Raw genomic sequence first — 18,435 nt, 5'->3', positions numbered from 1 at the left:
ACGCTTACTCGACGGGCTGTGGGCGAGTCGGTTCAGCGGTGGCTTTATGGGTCGCGCTATGACCACCGGCGGCGCCTTTACCTTCAAAGGCGAACGGCGGGCGCACCCAGGTGCTGTGACGCGGTGCTTCCGGGACATAGTCCGGAGCTGGCGCACGGGTCATTGGCGCGGTGGCATGGCGATGACCCGCCACTACGACCGGCTTGCTCACCGGGGGCTCGGCTTTGACCGGTTCGGCAGGGGCCGCTTCGGTCACTGGCGCTTGCTCCACGGTTTCTGCGACCGGGGCGATAGTTTCCACTGGCGCTGCAACGACAGGCGTCGTTTCCACCGCTTCAGGTTCTACCACCACCGGCTCGGGGTCGAGCGTCACTGGCGCGATAGCCTGAGGCGCTTCGACAGCCGGTGCTTCGGTGACCGGCTCCTGAGGCGCTGGCTCGACGGCTGCTGGCGCGACAACTTCCGCAGCATCAACGACCAGCGGCTCGGCGGCCGCTACCGGCTCGACGACTACCGGCTCAGCGGTTACTGGTTCCATGGTAGCCGGCTCGACGGTGACCGGCGCAGCGGTAACGGTTTCAACGACGGCAACCGGGGCCGCTACAGCCTCGACAGTTTTCGCGACGCTGGCGTCCTGAACCTGAACCTCTTCCGGCTGCTGATCCTGCGGACGAACCACCGGGTAGCGGATCCAGACTTTACCGGAAGCCATCTCCGGCGATGCGCAGGCTACGGTCAGCGGCATAGGCGACTGGGTCGGATAGCGTTCGTCACGATAGCGACGACGACGCTGACCGCTGACGCGCAGGTGACGCGGGGAGCGACGTGATCGACGCGGCATACCGTTCGCTTCACGGGATTCGCCATTTTCGTCCTGGTCCGCCACGCTCTCCACCCCTGCCGGCAGCTCGGCTTTCACCGGCTCGCTGTGCGGAGCGATAACTTCAGCCACTACGGCTTCGGGCACGATCTCGGCAACTGGCTCGACGACAGCGGACTCAACGCGCACTTTCTGTGCCAGCTGGCGCGGTTTACGACGCGGCAGAGTTTGTACACGCTCTTCCTGCTCCGTCTCCTGCACAACCGGCTCTTCGCGAGTCTGCGCTTTGGCTTCCTGCTGCGCCTGACGTTTGTCGTCATTGCGGCGGCGGGTGCGTTCGCGGCGCGGCTGCTGCTCGTCACGGGATTTCGCTTTCTCCGCGTCGTCGCCTGAGGTTTGGCGAACATCACGGGCTTCCACGTTCTGCGACGGCTTCTCGCGACGGTTGCGACGGTTCTCTTCACGCGATTCGCGCGGTTCACGGCCCTCGGCATTGTCCGCACGGGTGTCGCGATTGTCACGGTTATCGCGGTTGTCACGATTGTCGCGGTTATCACGGCGGTCGTTGCGGTCGCGGCGGTTGTTGGCGCGCGGTTTACGACGCTCCTGCTGACGCTCCGGTTTTTCTTCCGCTTTCTTCTCGATCTGAACTTCAGCCGGTTTGGCCTCTTCGGCGCCAGAGAAGATATTCTTCAGCGCGCTGAAGAAGCGTGAGAGCAGGCCAGGCTGCGCCGGTGCGGCGGCCGCGACCGGTGCCGCTGCGGCGACAGGCGCGGCGGCAGGCTCTTCGAGCATCGGGGCTGGCGGCGCATCTGGCATGACAAAAGCGGCCAGGGCCGGCTGTTCCGGACGTTTCCGCTCCGCCGGCTCATCGTCGCCTGGCAGCGCCATCTCTTCTTCATGCAGCTTCGGCAGCAGATAGCTCAGCGTTGAGGTTTCTTCACCTTTGCGCACGCGCAGGACGGAGTAGTGCGGCGTTTGCATTTCGTCGTTTGGCACGATAATAACGCGCACATCGCCCTGACGGGATTCGATAGCGCTCACTGCGGCACGTTTTTCGTTCAGCAGATAGGAGGCGATCGGTACCGGAACAATGGCGTGGACTTCTTTGGTATTCTCTTTCAGCGCTTCTTCTTCGATCAGACGCAGAATAGAGAGCGACAGCGATTCGTTATCACGCACGGTGCCGGTGCCGGAGCAGCGCGGGCAGACGTGGTGGCTGGACTCGCCCAGCGACGGGCTCAGGCGCTGACGGGACATCTCCAGCAGGCCGAAGCGCGAAATATGGCTGATCTGAATGCGCGCCCGGTCCTGACGGACGGCTTCGCGCAGACGATTCTCCACGGCGCGCTGGTGGCGAACCGGGGTCATATCGATGAAGTCGATAACGATCAGGCCGCCGAGGTCGCGCAGACGCAGCTGGCGGGCAATTTCGTCAGCCGCTTCGAGGTTGGTATTGAAGGCTGTCTCTTCGATATCGCCGCCGCGGGTGGCGCGGGCGGAGTTGATATCGATCGCGGTCAGCGCTTCGGTGCTATCGATAACGATAGACCCGCCGGAAGGCAGGCGCACTTCGCGCTGGAAGGCGGACTCAATTTGCGATTCGATCTGATAATGGCTGAACAGCGGGATTTCACCGGTGTACAGTTTGATTTTGCTGCTGAAATCCGGACGACCCAGCGCGGCGATATGCTGGCGCGCCAGCTCAAGCACTTTCGGGTTATCGATCAGGATTTCGCCGATGTCCTGGCGCAGGTAGTCACGGAAGGCGCGGACAATGACGTTGCTTTCCTGGTGGATCAGGAACGGCGCCGGACGGCTTTCCGCGGCTTTCTGAATCGCTTCCCAGTGCTTCAGGCGGAAGCTCAGGTCCCACTGCAGGGCTTCGGCGGATTTGCCGACGCCAGCGGTGCGAACGATCAGGCCCATGCCGTCCGGAAGCTCCAGGCTCGCCAGCGCTTCTTTCAGTTCGGTACGGTCGTCGCCCTCGATACGGCGGGAAATTCCCCCGGCGCGCGGGTTGTTCGGCATCAGTACCAGATAGCTGCCCGCCAGGCTGATAAAGGTGGTGAGCGCAGCGCCTTTGTTGCCGCGTTCTTCTTTATCAATCTGCACGATAACTTCCTGACCTTCCCGCAGTACGTCTTTGATATTAGGACGACCATGCGCATTGTAGTTGGCGGGGAAGTATTCGCGGGCGATTTCTTTGAGGGGGAGGAAACCATGACGCTCGGCGCCGTAATCAACAAACGCGGCTTCAAGGCTGGGTTCAATGCGGGTGATTTTGCCTTTGTAGATGTTCGCTTTTTTCTGTTCGTGCCCGGGGCTTTCGATATCCAGGTCGTACAGGCGCTGCCCATCAACAAGGGCGACGCGCAACTCTTCCTGCTGAGTTGCGTTGATTAACATTCTTTTCATCGTAACTTACTCATTATTCTTACATTGACGACTAAGCTGCGGGCAGAGTAATGCCTTTCCGGGGGAAAACCGATGGCCTCGTGTCTGGTTCACGTCGCCAACCTCACGGTTGTCGCGCGCTTAAGAGGCGCAGAGTGTCGGTCGCCTGTGTTTCAAACGGAAACACAGCGCAATTATTCAGGGGAACAGCCTGGGATGTATCACCAGAGAATATTCCATTTATACTCGTCGTCTTTCGCGTTGCAGGCATGGTGGCTTAACCTGCTCACCTCGATCTGGCGATCCAGATGAGCTCCCGGGAGTCCCGGAGTTGACGCCTTCCTGCGACTTGAAATCCATAGAGCCTGTACCGGTAAGGACTGCAACCCGCAGCCCGCTAACTGTCTGAAAGATCACAACGTCTTACGCCATTGCTGCGTGGGCGATCGGTCAGACAAAATTGGTCATTCCGCTAATGTCTTGTTCTAACAAGATGCAATACGGAAAACGGTCTCATTATTCCATTGCTAACCTTGTTATAGCAAGTTGACTTTCACCTTTTATCACCCGGTTACTCACAGTTTTATCACCTGCCCATACAGATTGTTCTAATAACAAACAAAATGGCGGTCAGGTAAACCGTGAAAACAGGATAATGATAAATATAAGCATATAAAAATGAGTGGCGCTAATGCGTCCGGCTATTTAGAATCGCGCACCATGAAAACTGAGACCCCAACCGTAAAAATGGTTGCCATTGCTGCTGATGAAGCGGGGCAACGTATCGACAACTTTTTGCGTACGCAATTGAAAGGCGTACCGAAGAGCATGATTTATCGCATCCTGCGTAAAGGCGAGGTGCGGGTAAACAAAAAGCGCGTGAAGCCGGAGTATAAGCTGGAAGCGGGCGATGAAGTCCGTATCCCGCCGGTGCGCGTGGCGGAGCGTGAAGAAGAGGCGGTATCGCCGCACCTGCAGAAAGTGGCCGCGCTCTCTGAGGTGATCCTCTATGAAGACGATCATATTCTGGTGCTCAATAAGCCTTCTGGTACCGCGGTACACGGCGGCAGCGGCCTAAGCTTCGGCGTGATTGAAGGGCTGCGCGCCCTGCGCCCGGAGGCGCGTTTCCTTGAGCTAGTGCATCGTCTCGACCGGGATACCTCCGGCGTGCTGCTGGTGGCGAAAAAGCGCTCAGCGCTGCGTTCGCTGCACGAGCAACTGCGCGATAAAGGCATGCAGAAAGATTATCTGGCGCTGGTGCGCGGCCAGTGGCAGTCGCATACCAAAGTGGTCCAGGCCCCGCTGTTGAAGAATATTCTGCAGAGCGGGGAGCGCATCGTTCGCGTGAGTCAGGAAGGCAAGCCGTCGGAGACGCGTTTTAAAGTGGAAGAGCGTTACGAATTCGCCACGCTGGTGCGCTGCAGCCCGGTCACCGGCCGCACGCATCAGATCCGCGTTCATACCCAGTATGCCGGCCATCCTATCGCTTTTGACGACCGCTATGGCGACCGCGAGTTCGACAAGCAGCTGTCCGCTACCGGCTTAAACCGCCTGTTCCTGCACGCGGCGGCGCTGAAGTTTACCCACCCGGGGAGCGGGGAGGTGATGCGCGTTGAGGCGCCGCTGGACAACCAGCTGAAGCACTGTTTACAGGTGCTACGGAAGAGCAAATAAGCGCAACGGCGGAATCAGTTCCGCCGTTTTTTTTGCCTCAGCCTAACAGCGGATTGTAGTTTTCACGGCGCAACATCTGACAGAGCGCGATTAAGGGTAAACCGACCAGGGTGTTCGGGTCGCGGCCTTCCAGCCGTTCGAACAGCGTAATGCCCAATCCTTCGCTCTTGAAACTCCCGGCGCACTGCAGCGGGTTCTCTTTGCGCACATAGCCTTCTATCTCTTTATCACTGAGATGGCGAAAGTGAACGTCAAAGGGTTCGCATTCGGTTTGTAGATGGCCGCTGGCAGAGTTGTACAGCGCCAGTCCGGTATAAAAGGTAATGATTGATCCGCTGGCCTTTCTTAACTGCCTGCGGGCATTTTCCTCGGTGTGCGGTTTGCCGGTGATTTCACCGTCCAGTACGCAAACCTGATCGGAGCCTATAATAAGGTGATTAGGGAAGCGTGTGGCCAGACTTTGCGCTTTGGCCTGCGCCAGCCGGGTGACAAGCTGACGTGCGGATTCATCAGGCCGGGGCGTTTCGTCGACGTCAGGCGCGGCACATTCAAACGGTAAACCCAGTTTTTCCAGCAGCATGCGCCGCCAGGGAGAGGTTGACGCGAGGATAAGATCAGACATATTTTTTCATCCACATATAGCGCTTCGCAGAGCATCATCTTAAACTATGCGCCGCAATGTGTGCGAATAAATGGTAAAAGGCAACCTGAGGCTGCCTTTTTCTTTGACTCTATGACATTACAAAGTTAATATGCGCGCCCTATGCAAAAGGTAAAATTACCCCTGACTCTTGATCCGGTACGCACGGCTCAAAAACGCCTTGATTACGAAGGCATCTATGCCCGCGATCAGGTTGAACGTGTAACCGATTCTGTAGTCAGCGTGGACAGCGATGTGGAATGCAGCATGTCGTTCGCTATCGATAACCAGCGTCTCGCCGTTATTACTGGCGATGCAAAGGTAACGGTAACTCTCGAATGCCAGCGTTGCGGGAAACCGTTCTCCCATCACGTCCACACCACGTATTGTTTTAGCCCCGTCAGAAATGACGAACAGGCCGAAGCACTACCGGAAGCGTATGAGCCGATTGAGGTTAACGAATTCGGTGAAATCGACCTGCAGGCAATGGTCGAGGATGAAATTATCCTCTCCCTGCCCGTAGTTCCGGTGCATGATTCTGAACACTGTGAAGTGTCCGACGCGGACATGGTCTTTGGCGAACTGCCTGAAGAGGCACAAAAACCAAACCCATTTGCCGTATTAGCCAGCTTAAAGCGTAAGTAATTGAGGAGTAAGGTCCATGGCCGTACAACAGAATAAACCAACCCGTTCCAAACGTGGCATGCGTCGTTCCCATGACGCGCTGACCGCAGTCACCAGCCTGTCTGTAGACAAAACTTCTGGTGAGAAACACCTGCGTCACCACATCACTGCCGACGGTTTCTACCGCGGTCGCAAGGTTATCGCTAAGTAATCACGCGATACTCGCAGGATTTCCCGTTGCAGGCCATGGCGGGCGTGTGCGTCCCTGGAAACTCGGTTAAACCGGTCGCTGGGGGCATTTATGCCCGGATTGTTGCGTCTGCAGCGTGAATATTCGCGGGTGCCAGCGTGATGAAGCTTAGTGAGGACTCCCCGGGCAACTGGGGAATCACCGAACCGGGCAGCGACGATACCTTGACACGTCTAACCCTGGCGTTAGATGTCATGGGGGGCGATTTCGGCCCATCCGTGACGGTGCCTGCAGCACTGCAGGCACTGAACTCTAATTCGCAACTCACACTTCTTTTAGTCGGCGATCCCGACGCCATCACGCCATTACTCGCCAAAGCTGACTTCGAACAACGTTCGCGTCTGCAGATTATTCCTGCGCAGTCAGTTATTGCCAGTGATGCGCGACCCGCGCAGGCTATCCGCAGCAGTCGCGGAAGCTCAATGCGCGTGGCGCTGGAGCTTGTGAAAGAAGGGCGGGCGCAAGCCTGCGTCAGCGCTGGCAACACCGGCGCGCTGATGGGTCTGGCGAAACTGCTGCTCAAACCGATCGAAGGTATTGAGCGGCCGGCGCTGGTGACGGTTTTACCGCACCAGCAGAAGGGCAAAACCGTGGTGCTGGATCTCGGCGCCAACGTCGATTGCGACAGCACGATGCTGGTGCAGTTCGCGGTAATGGGCGCGGTGCTGGCGGAAGAAGTGGTCGGCATTGCCAACCCCCGCGTCGCTTTGTTGAATATCGGCGAAGAAGAGATGAAAGGCCTCGGCAGCATCCGCGATGCTGCCGCAGTGCTCAAAACGCTGCCTTCCCTCAACTACATCGGCTATCTTGAAGCCAATGAACTGTTGACCGGAAAAACCGATGTGCTGGTTTGTGATGGATTCACGGGCAACGTCACATTAAAAACCATGGAAGGTGTTGTCAGAATGTTCCTTTCACTGCTGAAATCTCAGGGAGAGGGCAAAAAACGGTCGTGGTGGCTGCTGTTACTAAAACGTTGGTTACAAAAAAGCCTGGCGAGGCGATTCAGTCACCTCAACCCCGACCAGTATAATGGCGCCTGTCTGTTAGGATTGCGCGGTTCCGTGATCAAGAGTCATGGTGCTGCCAATCAACGCGCCTTTAGCGTCGCGATAGAGCAGGCAGTGCAGGCGGTGCAGCGGCAGATCCCTCAGCGGATCGCCGCGCGCCTGGAATCTTTATACCCAGCTGGTTTCGAGCTGCCGGAAAGCGACAGTGACGTGAACGCCCGACAGCAAAGCGGGACGAATGGCCACGATTGACGCCGCGGCGGTTGAACGAGGCGGGTATATCACCCAAGAGTGACTGAGCGTACATGTATACGAAGATTATTGGTACCGGCAGCTATCTGCCCGAGCAAGTGCGTACAAACGCCGACCTGGAAAAAATGGTAGAAACCTCTGACGAGTGGATTGTCACCCGCACAGGTATCCGTGAGCGTCGTATTGCCGCAGCGCATGAAACAGTTGCTACGATGGGCTTTGAAGCCGCAAAGCAGGCGCTGGCGATGGCGGGCGTGTCCGCGGAGCAAATTGGTCTGATTATCGTTGCGACCACTTCCGGCACGCACGCGTTTCCGAGTTCTGCATGCCAGATCCAGTCAATGCTGGGCGTTAAGGGTTGCCCGGCGTTTGATGTCGCCGCCGCCTGCGCCGGTTTCACCTATGCGCTAAGCGTCGCCGATCAGTATGTGAAGAACGGCGCGGTAGATTATGCGCTGGTTGTTGGCGCCGATGTGCTGGCGCGCACCTGCGATCCGGCGGATCGCGGAACGATTATTATTTTCGGCGACGGCGCCGGCGCGGTTGTACTGGGCGCCTCCGAAGAGCCGGGCATTATCTCGACGCATCTGCATGCCGACGGCAGCTATGGCGAACTGCTGACCCTGCCGAACGCCGATCGTGTCGATCCGGAAAACCCGATCTATCTGACGATGGCCGGCAACGAAGTCTTCAAAGTGGCGGTCACCGAGCTGGCGCACATCGTTGATGAGACGCTGGCAGCGAATAATCTTGAACGTTCAGCGCTGGACTGGCTGGTGCCGCATCAGGCTAACCTGCGTATTATCAGCGCGACGGCGAAGAAACTGGGTATGTCGATGGATAACGTCGTTGTGACCCTCGACCGCCATGGCAACACCTCCGCGGCGTCAGTCCCTTGCGCGCTGGATGAGGCCGTCCGCGATGGCCGTATTCAGCGCGGTCAGCTGATTTTGCTGGAAGCCTTTGGTGGCGGTTTCACCTGGGGTTCCGCGCTGGTTCGTTTTTAGTATAAGGATTTAAACATGACGCAATTCGCATTTGTGTTCCCGGGGCAGGGCTCTCAGGCCGTAGGCATGCTGGCCGAAATGGCTGCCGCCTGGCCGGTCATTGAAGAGACCTTCGGTGAAGCTTCCGCAGCGTTGGGTTACGATCTGTGGGCGCTGACGCAACAGGGCCCGGCAGAAGAACTGAATAAGACCTGGCAGACTCAACCGGCGCTGCTCGCCGCCTCCGTGGCGCTGTACCGCGTCTGGCAACAGCAGGGCGGCAAAGCGCCAGCGCTGCTGGCGGGTCACAGCCTCGGCGAATACTCCGCGCTGGTATGCGCGGGCGTTATCGGTTTCGCTGATGCCGTTCGCCTGGTTGAGCTGCGTGGTAAATTCATGCAGGAAGCCGTACCGGAAGGTACCGGCGCCATGTCCGCGATTATCGGTCTGGACGACGCCGCTATCGCCAAAGCCTGTGAAGAGTCTGCCGAAGGGCAGGTGGTCTCTCCGGTGAACTACAATTCCCCGGGCCAGGTGGTTATCGCCGGGCACAAAGAGGCCGTTGAACGCGCTGGCGTCGCCTGTAAAGCCGCAGGTGCCAAACGCGCGCTGCCGCTGCCGGTGAGCGTGCCGTCCCACTGCGCGCTGATGAAGCCAGCCGCAGAAAAACTGGCGGTAGAGCTGCAGAAAATCACCTTCAACGCGCCGACGATTCCGGTGGTGAATAACGTCGACGTGAAGTGCGAAACCGCGCCGGACGCCATTCGCGACGCGCTGGTGCGCCAGCTGTACAGCCCGGTGCAGTGGACCAAAACCGTTGAGTTTATGGCTGCCGAGGGCGTATCGCATCTGTATGAGGTTGGCCCGGGTAAAGTCCTCACCGGCCTGACCAAACGTATTGTTGACACCCTGACCGCTTCCGCGCTTAACGAGCCGGCGGCGATGTCTGCGGCGCTTGAGCAATAAAAGAGGAAAACCATGAGTTTTGAAGGAAAAATCGCGCTGGTTACCGGTGCAAGCCGCGGTATTGGCCGTGCCATCGCTGAAACGCTCGTCGCCCGTGGCGCGAAAGTTATCGGTACTGCGACCAGCGAAAGCGGCGCGCAGGCGATCAGCGACTATTTAGGCGCCAATGGTAAAGGTCTGATGTTGAATGTGACCGACCCGGCATCTATTGAATCTGTTCTGGAAAATGTGCGCGCAGAGTTTGGCGAAGTGGATATCCTGGTGAATAATGCCGGGATCACTCGCGACAATCTGTTAATGCGCATGAAAGATGACGAGTGGAACGATATTATCGAAACCAACCTGTCATCGGTTTTCCGTCTGTCAAAAGCGGTAATGCGCGCTATGATGAAAAAGCGTCATGGACGTATTATCACTATCGGTTCTGTGGTTGGTACCATGGGAAATGCGGGTCAGGCCAACTACGCCGCGGCGAAAGCGGGTCTGATCGGCTTCAGTAAATCACTGGCGCGTGAAGTTGCGTCCCGCGGTATTACTGTAAACGTTGTTGCTCCGGGCTTTATTGAAACGGACATGACGCGTGCGCTGACCGATGAGCAGCGTGCGGGTACGCTGGCGGCAGTTCCTGCGGGGCGCCTTGGCACCCCAAATGAAATCGCCAGCGCGGTTGCATTTTTAGCCTCTGACGAAGCAAGTTACATCACTGGTGAAACGCTGCACGTCAACGGCGGAATGTACATGGTCTGACCGAGATTTGTGCAAAACGTTCAGGAACCGCGCACTTCGCACGGTTCTCTGTGCGGTTTTGTGCGAAAAGATTTGCGTTCTTAGGGCAAACGGCCTCAAAATAGCGCAAAATCGTGGTAAGACCTGCCGGGATTTAGTTGCAAATTTTTCAACATTTTATACACTACGAAAACCATCGCGAAAGCGAGTTTTGATAGGAAATTTAAGAGTATGAGCACTATCGAAGAACGCGTTAAGAAAATTATCGGCGAGCAGCTGGGCGTTAAGCAGGAAGAAGTTACCAACAATGCTTCCTTCGTTGAAGACCTGGGCGCTGATTCTCTTGACACCGTTGAGCTGGTAATGGCTCTGGAAGAAGAGTTTGATACTGAGATTCCGGACGAAGAAGCTGAGAAAATCACCACCGTTCAGGCTGCCATTGATTACATCAACGGCCACCAGGCGTAAGTGAACATCTCCAGGCGGTCATTCGACCGCCTGAGTTTTATCTTTTTATTGTCCCACAAGAATCTATTTTCCCTCCCTGGAGGACAAACGTGTCTAAGCGTCGTGTAGTTGTGACCGGACTGGGCATGTTGTCTCCTGTCGGCAATACCGTAGAGTCTACCTGGAAAGCTCTCCTTGCCGGTCAGAGTGGCATCAGCCTGATCGACCATTTCGATACTAGCGCCTATGCAACGAAATTTGCTGGCTTAGTAAAGGATTTTAACTGTGATGACATTATCTCGCGCAAAGAACAGCGCAAGATGGATGCCTTCATTCAATATGGAATTGTCGCTGGCGTTCAGGCCATGCAGGATTCTGGCCTTGAAGTGACGGAAGAGAATGCAACCCGTATTGGCGCCGCTATCGGCTCCGGTATTGGCGGTCTCGGCTTGATCGAAGAAAACCACAGTTCGCTGGTTAACGGCGGACCGCGCAAGATCAGCCCATTCTTCGTTCCTTCCACAATTGTTAACATGGTGGCCGGACATCTGACCATCATGTTTGGTCTGCGTGGGCCAAGCATCTCTATCGCGACCGCGTGTACTTCAGGCGTGCACAACATCGGCCAGGCCGCGCGCATCATCGCCTATGGCGATGCCGATGCGATGGTGGCAGGCGGCGCGGAAAAAGCCAGCACCCCGCTTGGCGTGGGCGGCTTCGGCGCGGCGCGTGCGCTCTCCACGCGCAATGACAACCCGCAGGCGGCGAGCCGTCCGTGGGATAAAGATCGTGACGGCTTCGTGCTGGGAGACGGCGCGGGTATGGTGGTGCTGGAAGAGTACGAGCATGCCAAAAAACGCGGCGCCAAAATCTACGCCGAGATCGTTGGCTTCGGCATGAGCAGCGATGCTTACCACATGACGTCACCGCCGGAAGATGGCGCGGGCGCCGCGCTGGCAATGGTGAATGCTATTCGCGATGCGGGCATCGAACCGGGCCAGATCGGCTACGTCAACGCCCACGGCACCTCGACGCCGGCTGGCGATAAAGCGGAAGCGCAGGCGGTTAAGTCTGTCTTCGGTGATGCGGCGAGCCGCGTACTGGTGAGCTCTACCAAATCCATGACCGGGCATCTGCTGGGTGCGGCAGGGGCGGTAGAGTCGATTTACTCTATCCTGGCGCTGCGCGATCAGGCGGTTCCGCCGACGATCAACCTCGACAACCCGGATGAAGGCTGCGACCTCGACTTCGTTCCACACGAAGCGCGTCAGGTTTCCGGTATGGAGTACACCCTGTGCAACTCCTTCGGCTTTGGCGGCACTAACGGTTCGCTGATCTTCAAAAAAGTGTGACAGGGCTTGCCCCGGTACTGCTTTAACAAAAGGCCCGTTCATCGGGCCTTTTTTATTCAGCTTTCTCCCCTTGTTCTCTGCTCTGGGTCCTGACACACTGACCGACCAGTGAAAAGGAGTCCTTTATGTTCTTGATAAACGGCGTTGTACAGGACACGTTGGCAGCGAACGATCGCGCCATCCAGTTTGGCGACGGCTGTTTTACCACCGCCCGCATCCAGCAAGGGCAGGTTGCGCTACTGGACGCCCATCTGCAGCGTTTACAGACAACCTGTGAAAAATTACATATCCCATTTAACGACTGGCTGACGCTGAGCGAAGAGATGCAGCGTCTGGCTCGGCCGCACGCGCAGGGCGTGCTCAAGGTGACTCTCACCCGCGGCGTTGGGGGAAGGGGATACAGTGCGGCGGGCTGCGTGTCGCCCACTCGCATTCTCAGCTTCTCTCCATACCCGGCGCATTATGCGCGCTGGCGGGAGGAGGGCATTACTCTGACCCAGAGTCCGGTGCCCCTGGGGCGCAACTCCTGGCTTGCCGGCCTGAAGCACCTTAATCGCCTTGAGCAGGTGCTGATCCGCTCTCATCTTGAGCAGACGGACGCCGATGAGGCGCTGGTCCTTGACAGTGACGGGTGGCTTACGGAATGCTGTGCCGCGAATTTATTCTGGCGTCAGGGACGTGATGTATTTACTCCGCGACTCGATTATGCCGGGGTCAACGGCATTATGCGGCAGCGCTGTATCGCGCAGCTGGCACCATCGACGTTTCGCGTTGTCGAAGTGACAGCGCGTCCCGAGACGTTGCGGGAGGCCGATGAAGTGCTGATCTGCAATGCGCTGATGCCGCTGGTGCCGGTTCGCCGCTGGGAGGAGACCACCTGGTCCTCGCGTGAGCTTTACCATTTTTTAGCCCCTTTGTGTGAGCTGTCTGGTTAGTATGAAGAAAATGTTACGTTTTATCCTGTTGCTGGTCGTGCTGTTGGGCATCGCTGCGGCGGCAGGCATGTGGAAGGTACGCCAGCTGGCGGACAGCAAGCTGCTGATTAAGGAAGAGACCATCTTTACCCTCGAAGCTGGCACCGGCCGGCTGGCGCTGGGCCAGGATCTCTATCGCGAGAAGGTGATCAATCGCCCGCGCGTTTTCCAGTGGCTGCTGCGGGTGGAACCTGAGCTGTCTCACTTCAAGGCCGGGACCTATCGCTTCACGCCGCAAATGACGGTGCGCGAGATGTTGCAGCTGCTGGCCAGCGGCAAAGAGGCGCAGTTTCCGCTGCGCTTTGTCGAAGGCATGCGCGTCAGCGACTACCTGCGCCAGCTGCGCGATGCCCCGTACGTGAAGCACACGCTTGAAGACGATAGCTACGCGACGGTGGCTAAGGCATTAGGTCTTGAGCATGCCGACTGGGTAGAGGGCTGGTTCTGGCCGGATACCTGGATGTACACCGCCAACACCAGCGATATCGCCATCCTCAAGCGCGCGCATCAGAAAATGGTCGCCGAAGTGGCGAAGGTCTGGGAAGGACGGATGGAGAATCTGCCCTATGCCGATCAGAACCAGCTGTTGACCATGGCCTCGATTATTGAAAAAGAGACCGCGGTAGCGGAAGAGCGCGACCGCGTCGCGTCGGTATTTATCAACCGCCTGCGCATCGGTATGCGCTTGCAGACCGATCCGACCGTAATCTACGGGATGGGCGCAGGATATACTGGTAAGTTAACGCGTAAGGATCTCGAGACGCCGACCGCATACAATACTTATACCATCAGCGGTTTGCCGCCGGGCCCTATCGCGGTGCCGGGCGAGGCCTCGCTGAAGGCGGCCGCCCATCCGGCGAAAACGCCATATCTTTATTTCGTCGCCGACGGGAAAGGGGGCCATACGTTTACCACAAACCTGGTCAGTCATAACCGTGCGGTGCAGGATTATCTGAAAGTACTTAAGGAAAAAAATGCGCAGTAACTATATCGTCATCGAGGGGCTGGAGGGCGCCGGGAAGACCACCGCACGTCAACTGGTGGTGGAGACGCTGCAGTCGGCGGGTATTCACGATATGGTGTTTACCCGCGAGCCGGGGGGCACAATCCTTGCCGAAAAACTGCGTAGCCTGGTGCTGGATATCCAGTCCACGGGCGATGAAGTGATTAACGATAAAGCGGAAGTGCTGATGTTTTACGCGGCGCGCGTCCAGTTGGTGGAGACCGTGATTAAGCCCGCGCTGGCCCGCGGCCAGTGGGTGATCGGCGATCGTCACGATCTGTCGACGCAGGCCTATCAGGGCGGCGGCCGGGGAATTGACCGCACGATGCTGGCGACGCTGCGCGACGCGGTACTCGGTGATTTTCGCCCCAATCTGACGCTGTATCTCGACGTCACGCCGGAAGTGGGGCTGCAGCGCGCCCGGGCCCGCGGCGAGCTGGATCGCATTGAGCAGGAGTCCATGAACTTTTTCAACCGTACCCGCGCGCGCTATCTTGAGCTGGCCGCCGCCGATCCTTCTATCCGCACGGTTGACGCAACTCAGCCGCTGGATGCCGTGGCGCGCGACATTCGCGCCACGATCGCCCAGTGGATGGCGGAGCAAGCGGCATGAAATGGTATCCGTGGCTGCGCCCCTCGTTCGAGCAACTGGTCGGTAGCTATCAGGCCGGACGAGGCCACCACGCCTTACTGTTACAGTCCCTGAACGGGATGGGCGGTGAGGCGTTGATTTACGCGCTGTGCCGCTTCCTGATGTGCCGCCAGCCCGAAGGACATAAAAGCTGCGGCCACTGCCATAGCTGTCAGCTGATGCAGGCCGGCACGCACCCCGATTACTATGCGCTCAGCCCCGAGAAGGGCAAGAGCGCGCTGGGTATTGACGCGGTGCGCGATGTCAATGAAAAGCTCTATGAACATGCGCGCCTTGGTGGGGCAAAAGTGGTCTGGATTAGCGATGCTGCCTTGCTGACCGATGCCGCCGCCAACGCGTTGCTGAAAACGCTGGAGGAGCCCCCGGAGAATACCTGGTTCTTCCTCGCCTGCGAGGAGCCGGCGCGTCTGCTGACCACTCTGCGCAGCCGCTGTCGCCTGCATCATCTGGCGCCGCCGTCTGAGCCTTATGCTCTGGCCTGGCTGGAGCGTGAGGTGAGCCTGCCGCAGGAGTCATCGTTGACCGCGTTACGCCTGTGCGCCAGCGCGCCGGCTGCGGCGCTCGAACTGTTACAGGAACCGCTGTGGACGGCGCGGCAGCAGTTGTGTCAGGCGCTGGCGGCTACCCTGGCGAGCGGTGACTGGCTGGCGCTGCTGCCGATACTCAATCATGAACAGGCGGCGGTTCGCCTGCACTGGCTGGCGTCGCTGCTGGTCGATGCGCAAAAACGACAGCAGGGGATTACCCTGGTGAGTAACCCTGACGTCTGGCCGCTGCTGGAGCAGCTGGCGCACAGCCTGCCCGCCGCCCGGCTGCAGGCGATTGCCCATGACGTCTGTACCTGCCGCGAGCAATTGCTCAACGTTGTCGGTGTCAACCGCGAACTGCTGCTTACCGAGCGCCTGCTGCGCTGGGAACATTACCTGCAACCCGGGACGGGTTTACCCGTCTCCCACCTCTGAGTGAGACATTATGTTTTTAGTCGACTCCCACTGCCATCTTGATGGTCTGGATTATCAAACTCTACACAAAAACGTCGACGACGTGCTGGCAAAAGCGGCCGCACGCGATGTGAAATTTTGCCTCGCCGTCGCCACGACGCTGCCTGGCTACCGCAGTATGCGCGAATTGGTGGGGACGCGTGACAACGTCGTCTTCTCCTGTGGCGTACACCCATTAAACCAGGACGAGCCCTGGGAGGTAGAGACCCTGCGCGCGCTGGCAGCGGAAGAGGGCGTCGTGGCGATGGGGGAGACCGGTCTGGATTATTTTTATACCCCGGAAACTAAAGCCCAACAGCAAAGCTCGTTCCGCGACCACATTCGTATCGGCCGTGAGCTCAATAAGCCGGTGATCGTCCATACCCGTGACGCGCGTGCCGATACTCTGGCTATTTTGCGCGAAGAAAAGGTGACGGATTGCGGTGGCGTACTACACTGTTTCACTGAGGACAGGGAGACAGCGGGCAAGCTGCTCGATATGGGGTTCTATATCTCGTTTTCCGGTATCGTCACTTTTCGTAACGCCGAGCAGCTGCGTGATGCGGCGCGCTACGTGCCGCTGGATCGCCTGCTGGTTGAAACCGATTCGCCGTACCTGGCGCCGGTCCCACACCGCGGCAAAGAGAACCAGCCGGCGCTGGTCCGTGACGTTGCCGAGTATATGGCGGTACTGAAGGGGGTGTCGCTTGAGCAGCTGGCTCAGCAGACCACCGACAATTTTGCCACCCTGTTCCACATCGACCCCGCCCGTTTGCAACCTGCTTGATCTGCTTATTATTTTAAGGCTCGTAATTAATAGCCAAAGCGAGTAAAGTTCACCGCCACAAAAGTGGCGGTGAAGGTTTTTTAGCAACATCTAGATACAATTTATGTAAGTTGATGTAAATTTTTACCGGAAGGCTGATTGAAACGTGATAGCCGTCAAACAATCATCCCGTTAATTATTTTACTCTGTGTAATAAATAAAGGGCGCTTAGATGTCCTGTCCACGGCACGGTTCTCCCCCCGGGCCAATGCGTGAAAGCGTAAAAAAGTACCAAATACTCAGGAGCACTCTCAATTATGTTTAAGAATGCATTTGCTAACCTGCAGAAGGTCGGTAAATCGCTGATGCTGCCGGTATCCGTACTGCCTATCGCAGGTATCCTGCTGGGCGTCGGTTCCGCTAACTTCAGCTGGCTGCCAGCCGTGGTCTCCCACGTTATGGCAGAAGCAGGCGGTTCAGTTTTCGCCAATATGCCGCTGATCTTCGCTATCGGTGTGGCCCTCGGCTTCACCAATAACGACGGTGTATCCGCACTGGCTGCAGTCGTGGCTTACGGCATCATGGTGAAAACCATGGCGGTTGTTGCGCCGCTGGTGCTGCATTTACCTGCTGACGAGATTGCGGCAAAACACCTTGCTGATACCGGCGTGCTTGGCGGTATTATCTCCGGTGCTATCGCCGCCTACATGTTCAACCGCTTCTATCGCATCAAGCTGCCAGAATATCTCGGCTTCTTTGCGGGCAAGCGTTTTGTGCCGATTATCTCTGGTCTGGCCGCTATCTTCACCGGCGTGATCCTCTCCTTCATTTGGCCGCCGATCGGCTCCGCGATCCAAACCTTCTCCCAGTGGGCTGCTTATCAGAACCCAGTGGTGGCGTTTGGTATCTACGGTTTCATCGAACGTTGCCTGGTGCCGTTTGGTCTGCATCACATCTGGAACGTTCCTTTCCAGATGCAGATCGGCGAATACACCAACGCGGCTGGTCAGGTGTTCCACGGCGATATCCCGCGCTACATGGCAGGCGACCCGACGGCGGGCAAACTGTCTGGCGGCTTCCTGTTCAAAATGTATGGTCTGCCGGCAGCGGCTATCGCTATTTGGCACTCTGCTAAACCGGAAAACCGCGCCAAAGTGGGCGGTATCATGATCTCCGCCGCGCTGACCTCGTTCCTGACCGGTATCACCGAGCCGATCGAGTTCTCGTTCATGTTCGTGGCGCCGATCCTGTACGTTATCCATGCCATTCTGGCGGGCCTGGCGTTCCCGATCTGTATCCTGCTGGGTATGCGTGACGGTACCTCGTTCTCTCACGGTCTGATCGACTTTATCGTGCTGTCCGGTAACAGCAGCAAGCTGTGGCTGTTCCCGATTGTTGGTATCTGCTATGCGATCGTGTACTACGTCATTTTCCGTGTGCTGATTAAAGCCCTGGATCTGAAAACACCGGGTCGTGAAGACACCACCGAAGAGAGCAAAGCTGGCGCCACCAGCGAGATGGCTCCGGCTCTGGTCGCCGCTTTCGGCGGTAAAGAGAACATCACCAACCTCGACGCATGTATTACTCGTCTGCGTGTTAGCGTGGCGGATGTAGCGAAAGTTGACCAGGCTGGCCTGAAAAAACTGGGCGCCGCTGGCGTGGTAGTGGCAGGTTCTGGCGTACAGGCCATCTTCGGTACCAAGTCCGATAACCTGAAAACTGAAATGGATGAGTACATCCGTAACAGTTAAGACGTAGTATCGGGGAGACTAAGGCAGCCAACTGGCTGCCTTTTTTATGCGCTAAAGTCGGTGCCCCACAAGCGATAACCCTGAAAACAGTCCGCCATATGCTTATTCCCTCAGCAGCTAAGTCTATAGTTGAATAAGAAAAAGAGCTTTCAGGTTGAAAGAGAG

The 18,435-nt window shown here is 57.6% G+C and carries 17 protein-coding genes; 15 read left to right on the top strand and 2 right to left on the bottom strand.

The window, feature by feature from the left end:
- Positions 1-4: 4 nt before the first annotated feature.
- Positions 5-3,238, bottom strand: a complete 3,234-nt coding sequence (rne, locus tag KB890_RS04955) for a ribonuclease E (protein ID WP_004179325.1) — start codon at positions 3,236-3,238, stop codon at positions 5-7.
- A 699-nt stretch (positions 3,239-3,937) separates the two neighbouring features.
- Between rne and rluC the strand changes: the two genes are divergently transcribed.
- On the top strand, positions 3,938-4,891 hold the full coding sequence (gene rluC / locus KB890_RS04950; protein WP_002899271.1) for a 23S rRNA pseudouridine(955/2504/2580) synthase RluC: 954 nt from the start codon (positions 3,938-3,940) through the stop codon (positions 4,889-4,891).
- 37 nt (positions 4,892-4,928) lie between these two features.
- Here the strand turns inward: rluC and KB890_RS04945 are convergent, their stop codons facing one another.
- Positions 4,929-5,513, bottom strand: a complete 585-nt coding sequence (locus KB890_RS04945) for a Maf family protein (RefSeq protein ID WP_002899273.1) — start codon at positions 5,511-5,513, stop codon at positions 4,929-4,931.
- Between the two features lie 141 nt (positions 5,514-5,654).
- On the opposite strand from KB890_RS04945, the gene yceD reads away from it, so the two are divergent.
- From yceD to ptsG, 14 genes are all read left to right on the top strand, one after another.
- The gene (gene yceD, locus KB890_RS04940; RefSeq protein ID WP_002899276.1) at positions 5,655-6,176 is read left to right on the top strand and encodes a 23S rRNA accumulation protein YceD; all 522 of its coding nucleotides are present in this window, start codon (positions 5,655-5,657) and stop codon (positions 6,174-6,176) included.
- A gap of 16 nt (positions 6,177-6,192) precedes the next feature.
- The gene (rpmF, locus tag KB890_RS04935; protein ID WP_000290724.1) at positions 6,193-6,366 is read left to right on the top strand and encodes a 50S ribosomal protein L32; all 174 of its coding nucleotides are present in this window, start codon (positions 6,193-6,195) and stop codon (positions 6,364-6,366) included.
- 203 nt (positions 6,367-6,569) lie between these two features.
- Positions 6,570-7,667 (top strand): phosphate acyltransferase PlsX, encoded by a 1,098-nt coding sequence (plsX, locus tag KB890_RS04930; protein WP_004224085.1) that lies wholly within the window; start codon positions 6,570-6,572, stop codon positions 7,665-7,667.
- 53 nt (positions 7,668-7,720) lie between these two features.
- Positions 7,721-8,674, top strand: coding sequence for a beta-ketoacyl-ACP synthase III (locus tag KB890_RS04925; RefSeq protein WP_002899288.1), 954 nt, complete (start codon positions 7,721-7,723; stop codon positions 8,672-8,674).
- Positions 8,675-8,689: 15 nt separating this feature from the next.
- Positions 8,690-9,619, top strand: a complete 930-nt coding sequence (gene fabD, locus KB890_RS04920; protein ID WP_004179326.1) for an ACP S-malonyltransferase — start codon at positions 8,690-8,692, stop codon at positions 9,617-9,619.
- A gap of 12 nt (positions 9,620-9,631) precedes the next feature.
- Positions 9,632-10,366: a 3-oxoacyl-ACP reductase FabG gene (fabG, locus tag KB890_RS04915; RefSeq protein WP_002899294.1), complete on the top strand. Its 735-nt coding sequence runs from the start codon at positions 9,632-9,634 to the stop codon at positions 10,364-10,366.
- A 210-nt stretch (positions 10,367-10,576) separates the two neighbouring features.
- Complete coding sequence (acpP, locus tag KB890_RS04910; protein WP_000103754.1) at positions 10,577-10,813, top strand: acyl carrier protein; 237 nt, start codon at positions 10,577-10,579, stop codon at positions 10,811-10,813.
- A gap of 89 nt (positions 10,814-10,902) precedes the next feature.
- Entirely contained in the window at positions 10,903-12,144 is a 1,242-nt protein-coding gene (fabF, locus tag KB890_RS04905; RefSeq protein ID WP_002900666.1) for a beta-ketoacyl-ACP synthase II, read from the top strand.
- A gap of 125 nt (positions 12,145-12,269) precedes the next feature.
- Complete coding sequence (pabC, locus tag KB890_RS04900; protein ID WP_009484237.1) at positions 12,270-13,079, top strand: aminodeoxychorismate lyase; 810 nt, start codon at positions 12,270-12,272, stop codon at positions 13,077-13,079.
- Between the two features lies 1 nt (position 13,080).
- Positions 13,081-14,103 (top strand): cell division protein YceG, encoded by a 1,023-nt coding sequence (gene yceG, locus KB890_RS04895; RefSeq protein WP_002900671.1) that lies wholly within the window; start codon positions 13,081-13,083, stop codon positions 14,101-14,103.
- Positions 14,093-14,734 carry a dTMP kinase gene (gene tmk, locus KB890_RS04890; protein ID WP_002900674.1) on the top strand — a complete coding sequence of 214 codons (642 nt, stop codon included), beginning with the start codon at positions 14,093-14,095 and terminating at the stop codon, positions 14,732-14,734. Before yceG ends, tmk begins: the two co-directional genes overlap by 11 nt.
- Complete coding sequence (gene holB, locus KB890_RS04885; protein WP_020324996.1) at positions 14,731-15,735, top strand: DNA polymerase III subunit delta'; 1,005 nt, start codon at positions 14,731-14,733, stop codon at positions 15,733-15,735. The genes tmk and holB overlap by 4 nt, the downstream gene beginning before the upstream one ends.
- Before the next feature lie 10 nt (positions 15,736-15,745).
- A complete protein-coding gene (locus KB890_RS04880; RefSeq protein WP_004140680.1) occupies positions 15,746-16,540 on the top strand; it encodes a metal-dependent hydrolase in 795 nt (264 codons plus the stop codon).
- Positions 16,541-16,836: 296 nt separating this feature from the next.
- Positions 16,837-18,270 (top strand): PTS glucose transporter subunit IIBC, encoded by a 1,434-nt coding sequence (gene ptsG / locus KB890_RS04875; protein WP_002900680.1) that lies wholly within the window; start codon positions 16,837-16,839, stop codon positions 18,268-18,270.
- Positions 18,271-18,435 lie beyond the last annotated feature (165 nt).

The organism is Klebsiella sp. P1954 (genome assembly GCF_018199955.1).
In the GTDB taxonomy this organism is placed as follows: domain Bacteria; phylum Pseudomonadota; class Gammaproteobacteria; order Enterobacterales; family Enterobacteriaceae; genus Klebsiella; species Klebsiella pneumoniae.
This window is presented reverse-complemented; position numbering and strand designations above follow the sequence as displayed.